Below are 14,452 nucleotides of genomic sequence, written 5' to 3'. Positions count from 1 at the left end.
GTCTGGGGTCTGCTATGCCGAAAAGAACCGATATCAAGTCAATCATGATTATTGGGGCGGGGCCGATTGTGATTGGTCAGGCCTGCGAGTTTGACTACTCAGGCGCACAAGCGTGTAAGGCGCTGCGTGAAGAAGGGTACCGCGTTATCCTCGTCAACTCGAACCCCGCGACGATCATGACCGATCCGGGCCTTGCAGACGCAACCTATATTGAGCCGATCACTCCCGAAGTTGTTGCAAAGATCATCGAGAAAGAACGCCCCGATGCGCTTCTTCCGACGATGGGCGGGCAAACTGGCCTCAACACGTCTCTGGCGCTTGAGGAAATGGGTGTGCTCGACAAGTTCGGCGTGGAAATGATCGGCGCTAAGCGCGAAGCTATCGAAATGGCCGAAGACCGCAAGCTCTTCCGCGAAGCGATGGATCGGCTCGGTATTGAAAACCCGAAGGCAACCATCGTAACAGCGCCCAAACTCGCAGACGGCAAAGCTGATCTGAATGAGGGTGTTCGCATTGCCTTGGATGCGCTCGAAGAGATCGGCCTTCCTGCAATTATTCGCCCTGCCTTTACCCTTGGCGGTACAGGCGGCGGCGTGGCGTATAACCGCGAAGACTACGAGCATTACTGCCGCACAGGGATGGATGCTTCGCCGGTCAATCAGATCCTCGTGGATGAAAGCCTCTTGGGGTGGAAAGAATATGAAATGGAAGTTGTGCGCGACACCGCCGACAACGCCATCATCGTCTGCTCTATCGAGAACGTTGACCCGATGGGCGTTCACACGGGTGACTCGATCACAGTGGCCCCTGCCCTGACGCTAACGGACAAAGAATACCAATTGATGCGGACGCACTCGATCAACGTTCTGCGCGAAATCGGTGTGGAAACGGGCGGCTCCAACGTGCAGTGGGCGGTGAACCCCGCCGATGGCCGTATGGTTGTCATTGAGATGAACCCTCGTGTGTCTCGTTCCTCCGCACTGGCCTCGAAGGCGACTGGTTTCCCGATTGCCAAAATCGCGGCCAAGCTTGCGGTTGGCTTTACGTTGGACGAGTTGGACAACGACATCACCGGCGTCACTCCGGCATCGTTTGAGCCAACCATCGACTATGTTGTCACCAAGATTCCGCGCTTTGCCTTTGAAAAGTTCCCGGGCTCGCAGCCAAACCTGACCACAGCGATGAAATCTGTGGGCGAGGCGATGGCCATCGGCCGGACCATTCACGAAAGCCTGCAAAAAGCGCTGGCGAGTATGGAAACGGGCTTGTCCGGTTTTGACGAGGTCGAGATCGATGGCGCCCCTGAGAAATCCGCAGTCATCAAGGCCATCGGCCAGCAAACACCTGATCGGATGCGCACAATTGCGCAAGCGATGCGCCATGGCCTAAGCAATGATGAAATCCACGCTGTCACCAAATTTGACCCGTGGTTCCTTGCCCGTATCCGCGAAATCGTCGAGACCGAGCAACGTGTCGCCCGCGATGGCCTGCCTATGGATGAAAAGGGCTTGCGTAGCCTTAAGATGATGGGCTTTACGGATGCGCGCCTTGCCAAACTTACGGGTCGCGACGAAGCTAACATCCGCCGCGCGCGTCGCAACCTCGGTGTTAACGCTGTGTTCAAACGGATCGACACTTGTGCGGCCGAGTTCGAAGCGCAAACGCCCTATATGTACTCCACATACGAAGCGCCAGCGATGGACGATGTGGAATGCGAAGCCCGCCCGAGCGACAAGAAAAAGGTCGTTATTCTCGGTGGCGGCCCCAACCGGATCGGCCAAGGGATCGAGTTTGATTACTGCTGCTGTCACGCCTGTTATGCGCTGACGGATCAGGGGTATGAGACGATCATGATCAACTGTAACCCTGAAACGGTTTCAACCGATTATGACACCTCCGACCGCCTCTATTTCGAGCCTCTGACGTTTGAGCATGTGATGGAAATCCTACGCGTTGAGCAGGAAAAAGGCACCCTGCACGGCGTAATCGTACAGTTTGGTGGCCAGACCCCGCTCAAGCTCGCCAATGCGCTTGAAGCAGAAGGCATTCCAATCCTCGGCACGAGCCCGGACGCCATCGACCTTGCCGAAGACCGCGAGCGCTTCCAAGCTCTTGTGAACCGTCTTGGACTGTTACAGCCCAAGAACGGCATTGCCGCCACAGACGCGGAAGCGATCAAGATTGCCTCTGAAATCGGTTTCCCGCTGGTGATCCGCCCGTCTTATGTTCTGGGTGGCCGCGCGATGGAAATCGTGCGCGACATGGCCCAGCTTGAGCGCTACATCGCGGAAGCCGTGGTGGTTTCAGGTGATAGTCCTGTGCTGCTTGACAGCTACCTCTCCGGCGCGGTCGAGATTGACGTAGACGCGATCTCTGACGGCAAAGATGTACATATCGCTGGGATCATGCAGCACATTGAAGAAGCGGGTGTTCACTCTGGTGACTCCGCCTGTTCATTGCCGCCCTACAGCCTCTCGCAAGAGACAATCGAAACGCTCCACGAACAAGCGCGCGCACTTGCGCTTGCGCTCAACGTGGTTGGGTTGATGAACATCCAGTTCGCCGTGAAAGATGGGCAGATTTACCTCATCGAGGTGAACCCGCGCGCCAGCCGGACTGTGCCGTTTGTTGCCAAAGCCGTAAACAGCCCCATCGCCGCGATCGCCGCGCGCGTTATGGCTGGAGAGGCGCTTTCCGGGTTCGACCTTGTCGACCCTGCGATCGACACCTACGCCGTCAAAGAAGCGGTTCTGCCATTTGCGCGTTTCCCTGGCGTTGATACGATCCTCGGGCCGGAAATGCGCTCAACTGGCGAAGTCATGGGCAGCGACAAGGATTTCCATCGTGCTTTCCTTAAGGCGCAAATGGGTGCCGGCGTTGAGATGCCAACCGAAGGGCGCGTGTTCCTCTCGATCAAAGACGCAGACAAAAACGCCAAGATGCTTGAAGCGTGCGTAGCGCTACTTGAACTTGGGTTCGAGATTGTCGCCACCCGCGGCACTGCGGATTGGATGCAGGAAAACGACCTTGCTTGCACGGTGGTCAACAAAGTCTATGAGGGCCGTCCGAACATCGTCGATCAGCTCAAGAACGGCGAAATCGCGGTTGTAATGAACACCACCGAAGGCACACAAGCGGTTGAAGATTCACGCGAAATTCGCGCTGTTGCCTTGTATGACAAGATCCCATACTTCACCACCGCCGCTGCAAGTCACGCGGCCGCCTTCGCTATGAAATCGCGCATTCAGGGTGAGATCAAGGTACGCGCGCTGCAAGAGTAAGCGCCCCATACACAAACAAAAAAGGCCGCCTATTCAGGGCGGCCTTTTTTTTGTTATCGGTTTCAGAACCGAACTATTTCTTGGAAACCCGCGCGCTCAATTCTTCGGCGCTTTCAACGCGCTCGGAATAGCGATCCGTCAAATAGTCCGAGCGCCCGCGTGTCATGACGGTAAACTTGAAAAGTTCCTCCATCACATCAACAACACGGTTATAAAATGGGCCCGCATTAAGCCGTTCGCCGTCAAATTCGAGCCACGCCTTAGCGATTGAAGATTGGTTCGGGATCGTAATCATGCGCATCCACCGTCCCAAAATCCGCATTTGATTGACCGCGTTAAAGCTCTGTGAGCCGCCACTTACCTGCATCAGTGCCAGCGTTTTACCCTGTGTCGGACGCACTCCGCCCATTTTGAGCGGAAGCCAATCAACCTGTGTCTTGAGGATACCGGACATTGTTCCGTGCCGCTCCGGGCTGCTCCAGACCATTCCCTCGGACCAATTTGCCAATTCGCGCAGTTCAACCACTTTGGGATGATCATCATTGTCATCCTCTGGAAACGGCAGGCCGCGCGGGTCATAAATTTTGGTTTCCGCACCCAAATGGCTCAAGATGCGCGCAGCTTCCTCAACAGATTTACGCGAGTAGCTAACGTCGCGCAGGCTGCCATAGAGCAGCAAAATCCGTGGCGCGTGGCCGTCATCATCGGCGGATTTAAGGGCATCAATGTCGATTTTGCCAAGGTGATTGAGGTCGACTTGCGGAATATCAGCCATCAGGATTACTCACTTCATGTTCAAGGTTGAGCTTCATATCAAGCAAAACCTTCTGGAGTTCCAGTGTTTCCCGCAACAAACGCTTGGCTTCGCTGATCGTGATTTTGCCGTCCTCAACCGACAGCGTATATTCCGCCATCAACATCGCAAATCGCTGCGAAAGAGCGATTACATCGCCGTTGACTCCGCCGCTGGGTGCGTTGCGGCGTGTTTGGTCGTAGGACAGCGTAATCCCCTTGAGTTCCGATAGCGCGCTCGTCACATGCGGAAAGCTTGCTACCTGCTCAAGAGCGGCCACGGCATCAATGGGCATGAAACGTTCGGCGTGGTCGTCATGGTCGGAATAATACCGGCCCAGCGTTGCCTTGGACTTTCCCGTAACCTTGCAAGCAGCCTCGACACCAACGTCTTTGACTAGGGATTCTGTATGTTTTTTCAAATAGCTCGACACGATACTCATATGCGCTGTGCCCTTCGTGACTTTTACGGGGAACTGTCGACAAACATTCCCATTATGCCGCGCGAAAGGCAATGTCATAACAGGACCGAGGGGTCATGAAGCGTTTTTGCGGGTTTCCCCCTCCCCGCACCTGCCTATGCTTCGCGGCCTCTCCACATGATCCCGAAGTTAATTTTCGCGCCTTTATCCACAGCATTTTGCCCTCTCGATCTTGCCCGACTTTCGGGTGCGCGCTAGGGTCCGACATGGCCAAGCTTTACTTCCATTACTCGACAATGAATGCAGGGAAATCGACGATTTTGCTGCAAGCCTCCCACAACTATATCGAACGCGGGATGCAGACCTATCTGCTCACGGCGCGGTTTGACAATCGGGCAGGTGAAGGGCGCATTGCCTCGCGGATCGGGATCGGCGAACCAGCGGATACATTCGAAACGGGCGAAGACCTTTTTGCCAAGATCAAGACGAGACTTGCGGTTGGCCCCTGTGCATGCGTGTTTATCGACGAAGCGCAGTTCCTTGAACAAGATCAGGTTTGGCAATTGGCCCGCGTGGTGGATGACCTTGGTGTTCCAGTGATGTGCTATGGGCTGCGTGTGGATTTTCAGGGGGCGTTGTTCCCCGGATCAGCGGCACTGCTTGCGCTCGCCGATGAAATGCGTGAGGCGCGCACAATTTGTCATTGCGGAAAGAAGGCCACGATGGTTGTGCGCCAAGATGATGCAGGGAACGTATTGCGCGAAGGCGCGCAAGTTCAGATTGGCGGCAATGAAACCTATGTCTCGCTATGCCGTCGGCATTGGCGCGAGGCGATGGGCGAAAACGTCACCAGCCTCCCCCGCGCCAAAAGCGCTTAGACTTTGTTGGGCGGCGCCTTGCCGTCAAGCGCGGCAATCAGGTTATCCAGCGCCATCATTCCCATGTTTTCGCGCACTTCGAGCGCCGCCGTGCCAAGATGCGGCAACAGCGTTACGTTATCCAGAGCACGCAAAGCCTCCGGAACGAACGGCTCCTGCTCGTACACATCAAGTCCCGCCGCGTGGATCACCTTGTTCTGAAGAGCGGAAATCAAAGCAGGCTCATCAACCACGTCCCCACGGGAGATATTGATAAATATGCCCGTCGATTTCATATCGCGGAACGCATTGCCATCGATGAGGTGATGCGTTTCCTTGCTTCCAGGAACAGCAACAACCACAAAATCGGCAGCGCCAAGTGCTGCTTCAAGCGTTGGCATCTGTTCGGCAGGAACACCCGGTTCTTGCACAATTGAGCGGTTGTAGAACACAACGTTCATGTCAAAGCCGTAGTGGCAGCGTTTGGCGATGGCCTTGCCGATCCGGCCCATGCCGATGATCGCGACCGTCTTGCCGGTAACATGTGTGCCGAGCATCTGAACGGGCCCCCAGCCCTTCCAACCGCCAGCACGGGTGATGCGCTCCCCTTCAGAAGCTCGCCGCGCGGTCATCAAGAGCAGCGTCATGGCGATGTCGGCTGTGGCGTCCGTCACGGCCCCAGGTGTGTTACTGACAAAAACCCCCGCTTTTGCCGCAGCGGTGGCATCGATATGGTTATACCCCACACCAAAGTTCGCCAAAATCTTGCAGCGCGGTTTGCCTGCTTGCTCAAAGCAAGTTGCGTCGAAGGCATCGCCAAGCGTGGGTAGAATACCGTCGTATGTTTGAAGCGCATCGGCGGCTTCGTTCACATTCAGCGGAGTAACGTCATCGCGCACGGTCACATCAAATTTGGCGCGTGCAGCATCAAGGACTTTATCAGGTAGGATACGGGTGATCAGGATTTTCTTCATTTTATTCCTATAGGTTATAGGGCGGTATTATTATGGGTCGCGCGCAGGCTACCGCAACGCGAAAGATATCAAAAGAGCCTTGCGCCGTTGGGCACTGTTTGGTCTGGCCCGATCAAAACGACTTCGCCAGCCTCATCCGGCACACCAAGAACGAGGATTTCGGACATGAATTTGCCGATTTGGCGCGGCGGAAAGTTAACCACCGCCATCACCTCTTTGCCGATCAACGCATCCGGGTTGTAATGCACCGTGATCTGAGCGCTGGATTTCTTGATGCCAATCTCATCGCCAAAATCTACCCAAATCTTGATCGCAGGCTTGCGCGCTTCTGGGAACTGTTCAGCCTTAACAACAGTGCCTTTACGAATATCGACCTTGAGGAAGTCGTCAAACGAGATGGCCTCGCTCATTGCGCCAACTCACGACTACGGTCAGCAGCAGCTTTGACTGCGCGGGCAAGGAGATCGGGGAACCCGCTTTCCTCATCCATCAAGACCTCAAGTGCAGCAGCAGTTGTTCCCGCTGGACTGGTCACATTCACACGCAGCTCGCTTGGCGTTTCGCTTGCGTCTTCGGCCAGTTGCCCAGCGCCGCCAACGGTTGCTTTGGCCAGCTTCATCGCCAATTCAGGGGGCAGCCCTTCAAGCTCGCCCGCCTTTGCCAGCGTTTCTATGAGGTGGAATACATAAGCTGGCCCAGACCCAGACACCGCCGTAACCGCATCCATCTGACTTTCGTCATCAAGGCGAACCGTTTGGCCCACGGCCGCAAGCAGGGAGTCTGCGGCATCGAGCTGCGCGCTACTCGCGTGTGCATTGGCGACAAGCGCAGTTATTCCGCGCCCAACTGCAGCGGGCGTATTCGGCATCGCGCGAATGATTGGTGTTTGTGCGCCCAACACCGCCTCATAACTTGCAATGGTGCAACCTGCAGCAACCGAAACAAACAGTGTCTCGCCATTCCCTAGAGGTTTCAGAGTTGGAAGCGCGTCTTGCATCATTTGCGGTTTAACCGCGATCAAAACCACCGCCGGATTTTCTGGCACGCCTTCGTTTACATGTGCGCCAAGCGATTGGACCCAGTCCGAAGGATTTGGGTCGAGTATCCAAACCGAATCCGCGGTGAGGCCATTCTCAAGCCACCCTGCAAGCATCGCAGACCCCATCTTTCCACATCCCAATAGGACGATGCCGCGGCTTTTGATCTCTTGCATGAAAGCTCTCCCTCTTACGTTCGCGAGAGAGACTAGGCCCGTCCGTAAGCCTCTGCAATGGCAACTTGCATCGCTTCTTCGGGCGATTGATTGCCCCAGTTCACCAGTTGGAATGCAGGGTAATATCGTTCGGACGACATGACCGCCGCCGAGATCAGCGTATCAATCTGCTCAACGCCAGCTTGCTGCCCGCCCGACAGGACAAGACCATAGCGATAGACCATCAACCGCTGCTCGTGCCAATAGGTGAAAGCGCCCGCCCAACAGCCATCGTTCACAAGGTTCAGCATCTCGAAGAACTTCGGCAGCTTCTCCTCTGGCGGGTCCATCTCGAAGGTGCAAATCAGGCGAAGCGTTTCATCCTGCGGGGACCATGCCAGAGTTATCGAATATGTGCGCCACTGCCCTTCAACGGCCATTGCAATCTGGTCGTCGGCGACGCGGTCAAACTCCCATGCATGATGTTGCGCGAGGGTTTCGACCATATCAATCGGGTGGATATCGTCGCTGCCAAAAAAGTCTTCCGTGAGTGACATTGCCCAGCCTCGATTGTTGTTCTGCCCGCGTTTGCCGCAAGTATTCGGCGCCTACACAAATTAAAGGGGAGGCACCCTGCCCTTACACTAAATATGGTGTGCGATGGAGGTGGCCCTGTAAAGGAAAATATCTGTGGATATATCAATAAGTTGTGGATAACGCGCCGATGACGGCGCAAAAAACGCTATATATTGCGCATATTCGGCGAGAGTCGCCCAGAAACGCAAAAGGCGCCCGAAAAGGACGCCTCAAACAGTCAAAATAGCGGTGATATTCGGTTACGCTTTGTCCGAATCCTTTTTGGGAGCCGCCTTGCGCGTTGTTTTCTTAGCCGCAGGCTTTTTCGCTGGAACAGTCTCCAGCGCATCAAGACGTGCCTTCAGGGCTTCGTTCTCTTCGCGGGCTTTTTGCGCCATGGCGCGCACCGCATCAAACTCCTCGCGCGACACGAAATCGCGGTCTGCCATCCAACGGTCAAAAAAGCCCTTCATCGCAGTTTCCGCTTCGTCCCGCGCACCTTGTGCCACGCCGACGGCATTGGTCATCAGTTGCGAGATATCGTCAAAAATCTTGTTGCGCGTCTGCATGGGTGCTCCTTAGCGGGCTGCTGCGAATAAATTTGTCTGTTGCAAACTATATGGGGGCAACTCCGCAAAATCGCAAGCTTGACTTCCCCGATTTGAGCGAGGCAGATAGGCGCATGCTGGCTGCTTTACCATTCCCCGATATTTCGCCCGAACTCTTTTCGTTTTCAATCGGAGGGTTCACGCTCGCGCTGCGCTGGTATGCATTGGCTTATATCGTCGGCATCCTGATCGCTTGGCGGTTGGTCGTGGCCGCACTCAAGAGGCCTGCGCTTTGGCCGAATGACACCCCGATCATGGAGCCAGCCAAGGCCGAAGACCTGCTAACGTGGATCATCATCGGTGTCGTTCTGGGCGGGAGGCTTGGGTATGTCCTGTTCTATCAGCCCGCATACTACATCGCGAATCCACAAGAAATTCTGATGTTCTGGCAAGGCGGCATGTCGTTTCACGGCGGCTTCCTTGGGGTTGTGGTTGTGTCTTGGGTATTCGCCATTCGCAACAACACACCCCGCCTCAACCTCGCGGATGTCCTGACAATGTCCGCACCCATCGGCTTTCTGCTTGGACGGCTTGCAAATTTCATCAATGCAGAGCTTTGGGGTCGGCCAACTGACGTTCCTTGGGGCGTGATCTTTCCTGGGTCGGAAGCGAATTATTGCCCGGGGACCATTGGTGAAATTGCTGGTGGGTTCTGCGCCCGCCATCCAAGCCAACTATATGAAGCCGCGCTTGAAGGTTTGGTATTGGGGGCGCTTCTGCTCTGGCTGGTCTTCCGCCGGAAAAGCCTGAAGATGCCCGGCCTAACGTTTGGAGTTTTCCTGATCGGATATGGCGCAGCGCGGTTCGTTGTTGAATTTGTCCGCCAGCCAGACAGCCAATTTGTAACGGCGACAAACCCCAACGGATATGCGCTTCAACTCGGAGAGTGGGGCCTCACACGCGGGCAAGAACTTTCGGTGCCGATGATCCTCGTTGGTGTGGCGCTCATCGTTTATGCAATGCGCAAAGCTCCCTCGAAAGAGCGCGCATGACCGACACGCCCAAAGACCTGACCGAGCACTTAAAGGCGCGGATCCTCGCCAACGGGCCGCTCACAATCGCGGATTACATGAGCGAGTGCCTGCTTCATCCGACGCTTGGATATTACACAACACGCGATCCGCTTGGCGCGTCAGGAGACTTCACAACAGCGCCGGAAATTTCGCAGATGTTCGGCGAGTTGATCGGCCTGTGCCTTGCCCAGACGTGGCTTGATCATGGTGCACCCGCCCCCTTTGCCCTCGCCGAACTTGGCCCCGGTCGTGGAACACTCATGGCCGACATTCTGCGCGCCACGGCCTCTGTGCCAGGTTTTCACGCCGCAGCGCGCATTCATCTTATCGAGGCGTCAGATACGCTCCGTTCCGCGCAAGCCGAGGCTTTGAGCGGCCACAAGATTGACTGGCACTACCAGCTTTCTACCCTGCCCGATCTGCCGCTTTTCCTTGTGGCAAACGAATTTTTCGATGCCCTCCCCATTCGCCAATTCCTGCGCGATGAAGGTGATGCATGGCGCGAGCGGCGTGTTGGCTTGGTCGATGGTAAGCTTGCATTTGGCGCTGGTGACCCAGCCGAAGTCCCGGCTCTCTCAGGGCGGCTCGCCGAGACCGAGCAAGGGCAACTCGTTGAGATTTGCGCCGCTGCCGAGGCCATCGCCAGCGAAATTGGCACCCATATCTCTGATCACGGCGGCGCTGCACTCATTATCGATTATGGCGATTGGGCAAGCTACGGCGATACGTTCCAAGCCGTGAAATCCCACAAGAAAACATCGCCCCTTACAACACCCGGCCAAGCCGATCTTACCGCGCATGTCGATTTCGCTGCTCTGGCAAATGCCGTGCAAGGGGCCGCATCCTGCGCTGCCACGGCAATGATTCCACAGGGCGTGTTTCTTGAACGCCTCGGGATTACGCACCGCGCGCAGCAATTGGCTCAGGCTCTTTCCGGCGAAGCGCTTGAAAACCACATCGCCGCACATCGGCGCTTGACCCACCCCGATGAAATGGGGAACCTCTTCAAGATACTCGCCCTCTATGACGGCCGATTCAGCCCGCCGCCCGGATTGCAAACATGACGCTCGAAATCCTCACAAGTGACAGCCTCGCCCCTCTGCGCCACGGGTTCTTCACTCGTAAAGGCGGCGCGTCTTCTGGCGTTTTCGCAGGGTTGAATTGTGGCACTGGATCGTCCGATCAGGCTGATATCGTTGCGATCAACCGCGCGCGCGTCGCGGAGGCTATGCAGGTTCCGACAAGCCATCTCTGCGGTGTACATCAAGTGCATTCCGCCGATGTTCACATAGCCGAGGATGCCAGCCCCGCACCGGCAAAGGCGGACGCGATCGTTACCAAATCACCGGATATTGCGCTCGCGATTCTCACAGCAGATTGCCAACCCGTGCTTTTCGCCGATTACGACGCTGGCGTCGTTGCTGCGGCGCACGCAGGTTGGAAGGGCGCGCTCAACGGCGTTTTAGACGCAACACTTGATGCGATGGAGACCCTCGGTGCGGACCGCGACAACACGGTTGCGGTTATCGGCCCTTGCATCAGTCAGGCAGCCTATGAAGTCGGGCCGGAATTCTCTGACGAGTTCATGTCTCATGACGTTGAATACAGCCGCTTTTTCGCCCAAGGCCAAGATGATCGGATGCATTTCAACCTCCCTGGATTTGGCCTCTATTGCCTGCGAAAAGCAGGGATTGGCGAGGCAGAATACACCGGCCATTGCACATATGCGGATGCGGATCGGTTTTATTCCTACCGCCGCGCGACCCATAAAAAAGAGGCCGATTACGGGCGTCTGATTTCCTGCATTCGACTCTGAAACAATATTGCAGTCGAATCCCTGATTGGCTCGACTTTGGAAACAGGCTTCTGACGCCTGACCAGCCTTTGATTCTTGGGAAATTCGGACATCAAGCCCGCCGCGCGCACGCCATATTCCGTAAATATTGAAGCTCGACCGGAAACAATATCCGCGCAACAACATCATTATTGGTTGAATAACTTACAATACAGGAACTCTCCTGCTACTCCTCAAAATTGACACATTGATAGGTGTTTCTAATCCTCGGTGGGGGCCAACATTTAATGTTCGAGAGGACGTTACTATGAGACCCCATCATGCCGCGTCTGCCAGCGCGGCGAGACTTAGAACACCCACACAATCCGCATTAAGACCACGCCCTGATAGGCTGGACCCTCGTTCTTCCGCACCGATGCGCCGCTTCGAGATCGCTTGCCTTGATCCGAACGGGCTTATCGACAACTTCACCAAAGTCGCCCCCTCCTTGCCTTTGTTTGAGGAGGCTTTCTCTGCTGTTGCACATGGCGGGATTCTTCACACAGATGTCGGCCCGACCTCCGTTGAAGACCTTCTACCGGGATGCAAAGTTCAAACTGTGGACGACGGTTTTCAGGAAGTTTTGTGGATTGGCAGCACAATGATTGTACCACAGCGCCTCGTTATGTCGGGCAATCAGGCCGAAGAGATGGGGAAACTGACTCGGATCGCGCCCGATAGCTTTGGTCTTGGTCGTCCGATGCCTGATCTGATGGTCGGCCCTGCTGCGCGCATGCCAATGCATAACCGCGCAAAGGGTAAGGTGCTCGCTCCGATCCGTGCGATGGAGAACAGCGAGACCGTAATTGGCATCACCCCTGTTTCACCCGTCAAAACTTATCACATTGGCTTTGCCGAGCATCACATCATCCGCATCAACGGACTTGAGCTTGAGAGCTATCATCCGGGCGATGACGCCGCGATGAGCCTGACCCACGAAATGGAAGAACTCTTTCTCGAGATGTTCCCGCATGTGGAAAAGATGAGTGATTTCGGCCCGCAATGCTTACCGCGACTGTCTTTCGAGGAAATGCAGGCGGGTGTCTCGGCCTATTCCGCAGCTTGACGCATAGGGTTTGCGCAAAGCGGGGCGTTATGCCTCGCGCGCCAAACGCTCTTCGAGGACTTCAAAGGGAACACCCGGCTCATCTTTGGCACCGCGAATAACCAAGGATGTTTTAACGCTGGCTACGTTATGTGCCTTGAGCAGTTCGCCCGTCAGAAAGCTCTGGAATGTGGAGAGGTCCGGCGCCGCGCATTTAAGGATAAAATCCACCTCACCGTTCAGCATATGGCACTCCCGCACCAGCGGCCACTCCTGACAGAGCGCCTCAAAGGCGGCCAAATCAGACTCGGCCTGAGACTGTAACCCGACCATCGCAAAGACCAGCACCTCAAAGCCCAAAGCACGAGAATGAACGTCAGCGTGATAGCCGCGAATATAGCCTTCATCCTCAAGCGTACGCACGCGGCGCAAACACGGCGGCGCCGAAATACCAACGCGTTTTGCAAGCTCCACGTTGGTCATACGACCATCGGCCTGAAGCTCGGCAAGAATTTTGCGATCAATCGGGTCGAGCTTGGCAACGGGCATGGCAACTCCTGAAGATATGGGCAATACGGCGCAAGGCCAGTGAACTTGCGCAATCGTACGCGACCCGCCAGCTACGCGCAATAAAATTTCACACCTCAGCAACAATCGAACCGAAACCAACACAAAAACAACGCTCATGACATTCGCAAACTCAAGGGTTTTCGGAAGGGTTTCGCATCTCTATATGTATGCGACGCGTTGAAAAGGCCGCGCCGAAATTCGCGCATGTAACAGATTTTGATTCGAGAGAACGGGGGCCCCGATGGCCGATACACGTCACACAAAAGTTTTGATTATTGGTTCTGGCCCTGCAGGCTATACAGCGGGGGTTTATGCGAGCCGCGCCATGCTTTCGCCGATCCTTGTGCAGGGCATTGAGCCAGGTGGCCAGCTCACCACGACGACAGAGGTCGAGAACTGGCCGGGGCACACAGAAATTCAAGGTCCCGACCTGATGGTGAACATGGAAGCCCACGCGCGCGCGATGGGAACAGAAATCATCGGCGACATCATTCTAAGCCTCGACACAAGCAAACGCCCCTTCACCGCCGTTGGCGACTCCGGCACAGTTTACACCGCTGACGCCGTTATTCTTGCAACCGGTGCACGGGCAAAATGGCTTGGCCTTGAGAGCGAAGAAAAGTTCAAAGGCTTCGGCGTATCTGCCTGTGCAACCTGTGATGGGTTCTTCTATCGCGGCGAAGAGATCGTTGTGATCGGGGGCGGCAACACCGCCGTTGAAGAGGCCCTCTTCCTCACCAATTTTGCCAGCAAGGTAACACTTGTTCACCGCCGCGACGAACTCCGCGCCGAGAAAATCCTGATCGACCGACTCGAGAAGAACGAGAAGATCGAGCCACTTTGGTTCAATGAACTTGTTGAAGTGGTTGGGGATGAAAATCCACTGGGCGTAACTGGTGTGCGCACCAAGAACACCAAGACAGGCGAGATCACCGAAATTCCGTGTAAGGGTGTGTTCGTTGCCATCGGCCACGCACCTAGCAACGAATTGGTGAAGGACGTGTTGGAAACCCACATGGGCGGCTATGTTGTGACAAAGCCGGACAGCACAGAAACTTCTATCCCAGGCATCTTTGCCGCGGGCGACCTGACGGATCATAAATACCGTCAAGCTGTGACCTCGGCGGGAATGGGGTGTATGGCCGCATTGGAGGCCGAACGATTCCTCGCCGAAGCGTAAATTTTAACGCCATATGAACCCGCTTGTGGGGGCCAAGCGCTGCCGCAAGCACATAAAGACCCAATTATTTCTTCAGCGGGTTTCAGAACAATTGCAACTTTCGGAAAT

General features: G+C 55.6%; 15 protein-coding genes. 7 read left to right on the top strand and 8 right to left on the bottom strand.

Going from position 1 to position 14,452, the window contains the following annotated elements:
• Nucleotides 1-14 precede the first annotated feature (14 nt).
• A complete protein-coding gene (gene carB / locus N9C89_RS04070; protein ID WP_263952562.1) occupies nucleotides 15-3,281 on the top strand; it encodes a carbamoyl-phosphate synthase large subunit in 3,267 nt (1,088 codons plus the stop codon).
• Nucleotides 3,282-3,354: 73 nt separating this feature from the next.
• On the opposite strand, the gene arsH is transcribed toward carB, so the two are convergent.
• Together arsH and N9C89_RS04060 are read right to left on the bottom strand one after the other, a co-directional pair.
• The gene (arsH, locus tag N9C89_RS04065) at nucleotides 3,355-4,056 is read right to left on the bottom strand and encodes an arsenical resistance protein ArsH (RefSeq protein WP_263952561.1); all 702 of its coding nucleotides are present in this window, start codon (nucleotides 4,054-4,056) and stop codon (nucleotides 3,355-3,357) included.
• Nucleotides 4,049-4,516, bottom strand: a complete 468-nt coding sequence (locus tag N9C89_RS04060) for a hypothetical protein (RefSeq protein ID WP_263952560.1) — start codon at nucleotides 4,514-4,516, stop codon at nucleotides 4,049-4,051. The genes arsH and N9C89_RS04060 overlap by 8 nt, the downstream gene beginning before the upstream one ends.
• Before the next feature lie 245 nt (nucleotides 4,517-4,761).
• Here N9C89_RS04060 and N9C89_RS04055 point away from each other — a divergent pair, with 245 nt between their 5' ends.
• On the top strand, nucleotides 4,762-5,373 hold the full coding sequence (locus N9C89_RS04055) for a thymidine kinase (RefSeq protein ID WP_263952559.1): 612 nt from the start codon (nucleotides 4,762-4,764) through the stop codon (nucleotides 5,371-5,373).
• Here N9C89_RS04055 and N9C89_RS04050 read toward each other — a convergent pair.
• The 5 genes from N9C89_RS04050 to N9C89_RS04030 form a co-directional block, all read right to left on the bottom strand.
• A complete protein-coding gene (locus tag N9C89_RS04050; RefSeq protein ID WP_263952558.1) occupies nucleotides 5,370-6,326 on the bottom strand; it encodes a 2-hydroxyacid dehydrogenase in 957 nt (318 codons plus the stop codon). The two genes, N9C89_RS04055 and N9C89_RS04050, sit on opposite strands and share 4 nt — an antisense overlap.
• A gap of 68 nt (nucleotides 6,327-6,394) precedes the next feature.
• Nucleotides 6,395-6,736, bottom strand: a complete 342-nt coding sequence (locus N9C89_RS04045) for a tRNA-binding protein (RefSeq protein WP_263952557.1) — start codon at nucleotides 6,734-6,736, stop codon at nucleotides 6,395-6,397.
• Nucleotides 6,733-7,539, bottom strand: coding sequence for a pyrroline-5-carboxylate reductase (gene proC / locus N9C89_RS04040; RefSeq protein ID WP_263952556.1), 807 nt, complete (start codon nucleotides 7,537-7,539; stop codon nucleotides 6,733-6,735). The genes N9C89_RS04045 and proC overlap by 4 nt, the downstream gene beginning before the upstream one ends.
• A gap of 32 nt (nucleotides 7,540-7,571) precedes the next feature.
• On the bottom strand, nucleotides 7,572-8,075 hold the full coding sequence (locus N9C89_RS04035) for a YbjN domain-containing protein (protein WP_263952555.1): 504 nt from the start codon (nucleotides 8,073-8,075) through the stop codon (nucleotides 7,572-7,574).
• 279 nt (nucleotides 8,076-8,354) lie between these two features.
• Nucleotides 8,355-8,663 (bottom strand): accessory factor UbiK family protein, encoded by a 309-nt coding sequence (locus N9C89_RS04030; protein ID WP_263952554.1) that lies wholly within the window; start codon nucleotides 8,661-8,663, stop codon nucleotides 8,355-8,357.
• A gap of 113 nt (nucleotides 8,664-8,776) precedes the next feature.
• On the opposite strand from N9C89_RS04030, the gene lgt reads away from it, so the two are divergent.
• The 4 genes from lgt (at nucleotide 8,777) to N9C89_RS04010 (ending at nucleotide 12,615) form a co-directional block, all read left to right on the top strand.
• Complete coding sequence (gene lgt / locus N9C89_RS04025; protein WP_263952553.1) at nucleotides 8,777-9,694, top strand: prolipoprotein diacylglyceryl transferase; 918 nt, start codon at nucleotides 8,777-8,779, stop codon at nucleotides 9,692-9,694.
• The gene (locus N9C89_RS04020; RefSeq protein WP_263952552.1) at nucleotides 9,691-10,779 is read left to right on the top strand and encodes a class I SAM-dependent methyltransferase; all 1,089 of its coding nucleotides are present in this window, start codon (nucleotides 9,691-9,693) and stop codon (nucleotides 10,777-10,779) included. Before lgt ends, N9C89_RS04020 begins: the two co-directional genes overlap by 4 nt.
• Nucleotides 10,776-11,531: a peptidoglycan editing factor PgeF gene (pgeF, locus tag N9C89_RS04015; RefSeq protein WP_263952551.1), complete on the top strand. Its 756-nt coding sequence runs from the start codon at nucleotides 10,776-10,778 to the stop codon at nucleotides 11,529-11,531. The genes N9C89_RS04020 and pgeF overlap by 4 nt, the downstream gene beginning before the upstream one ends.
• Before the next feature lie 286 nt (nucleotides 11,532-11,817).
• Nucleotides 11,818-12,615 (top strand): Hint domain-containing protein, encoded by a 798-nt coding sequence (locus N9C89_RS04010; protein WP_263952550.1) that lies wholly within the window; start codon nucleotides 11,818-11,820, stop codon nucleotides 12,613-12,615.
• A 27-nt stretch (nucleotides 12,616-12,642) separates the two neighbouring features.
• On the opposite strand, the gene N9C89_RS04005 is transcribed toward N9C89_RS04010, so the two are convergent.
• A complete protein-coding gene (locus N9C89_RS04005) occupies nucleotides 12,643-13,143 on the bottom strand; it encodes an Lrp/AsnC family transcriptional regulator (protein ID WP_263952549.1) in 501 nt (166 codons plus the stop codon).
• A gap of 262 nt (nucleotides 13,144-13,405) precedes the next feature.
• Between N9C89_RS04005 and trxB the strand changes: the two genes are divergently transcribed.
• On the top strand, nucleotides 13,406-14,344 hold the full coding sequence (gene trxB / locus N9C89_RS04000) for a thioredoxin-disulfide reductase (RefSeq protein WP_263952548.1): 939 nt from the start codon (nucleotides 13,406-13,408) through the stop codon (nucleotides 14,342-14,344).
• The last annotated feature ends 108 nt before the right edge of the window (nucleotides 14,345-14,452 follow it).

Source organism: Halocynthiibacter sp. SDUM655004, assembly GCF_026015885.1.
GTDB classification, from domain to species: Bacteria; Pseudomonadota; Alphaproteobacteria; order Rhodobacterales; family Rhodobacteraceae; genus Falsihalocynthiibacter; species Falsihalocynthiibacter halioticoli.
This window is presented reverse-complemented; position numbering and strand designations above follow the sequence as displayed.

Bases quoted from the DNA above. Each gene is read 5' to 3' on its own strand.
- trxB (WP_263952548.1), top strand. From the start codon at position 13,406: ATGGCCGATACACGTCACACAAAAGTTTTGATTATTGGTTCTGGCCCT.
- N9C89_RS04035 (WP_263952555.1), bottom strand. From the start codon at position 8,075: ATGTCACTCACGGAAGACTTTTTTGGCAGCGACGATATCCACCCGATT.
- proC (WP_263952556.1), bottom strand. From the start codon at position 7,539: ATGCAAGAGATCAAAAGCCGCGGCATCGTCCTATTGGGATGTGGAAAG.
- N9C89_RS04060 (WP_263952560.1), bottom strand. From the start codon at position 4,516: ATGAGTATCGTGTCGAGCTATTTGAAAAAACATACAGAATCCCTAGTC.
- N9C89_RS04010 (WP_263952550.1), top strand. From the start codon at position 11,818: ATGAGACCCCATCATGCCGCGTCTGCCAGCGCGGCGAGACTTAGAACA.
- pgeF (WP_263952551.1), top strand. From the start codon at position 10,776: ATGACGCTCGAAATCCTCACAAGTGACAGCCTCGCCCCTCTGCGCCAC.
- N9C89_RS04030 (WP_263952554.1), bottom strand. From the start codon at position 8,663: ATGCAGACGCGCAACAAGATTTTTGACGATATCTCGCAACTGATGACC.
- lgt (WP_263952553.1), top strand. From the start codon at position 8,777: ATGCTGGCTGCTTTACCATTCCCCGATATTTCGCCCGAACTCTTTTCG.
- carB (WP_263952562.1), top strand. From the start codon at position 15: ATGCCGAAAAGAACCGATATCAAGTCAATCATGATTATTGGGGCGGGG.
- N9C89_RS04045 (WP_263952557.1), bottom strand. From the start codon at position 6,736: ATGAGCGAGGCCATCTCGTTTGACGACTTCCTCAAGGTCGATATTCGT.
- N9C89_RS04020 (WP_263952552.1), top strand. From the start codon at position 9,691: ATGACCGACACGCCCAAAGACCTGACCGAGCACTTAAAGGCGCGGATC.
- N9C89_RS04055 (WP_263952559.1), top strand. From the start codon at position 4,762: ATGGCCAAGCTTTACTTCCATTACTCGACAATGAATGCAGGGAAATCG.
- N9C89_RS04005 (WP_263952549.1), bottom strand. From the start codon at position 13,143: ATGCCCGTTGCCAAGCTCGACCCGATTGATCGCAAAATTCTTGCCGAG.
- N9C89_RS04050 (WP_263952558.1), bottom strand. From the start codon at position 6,326: ATGAAGAAAATCCTGATCACCCGTATCCTACCTGATAAAGTCCTTGAT.
- arsH (WP_263952561.1), bottom strand. From the start codon at position 4,056: ATGGCTGATATTCCGCAAGTCGACCTCAATCACCTTGGCAAAATCGAC.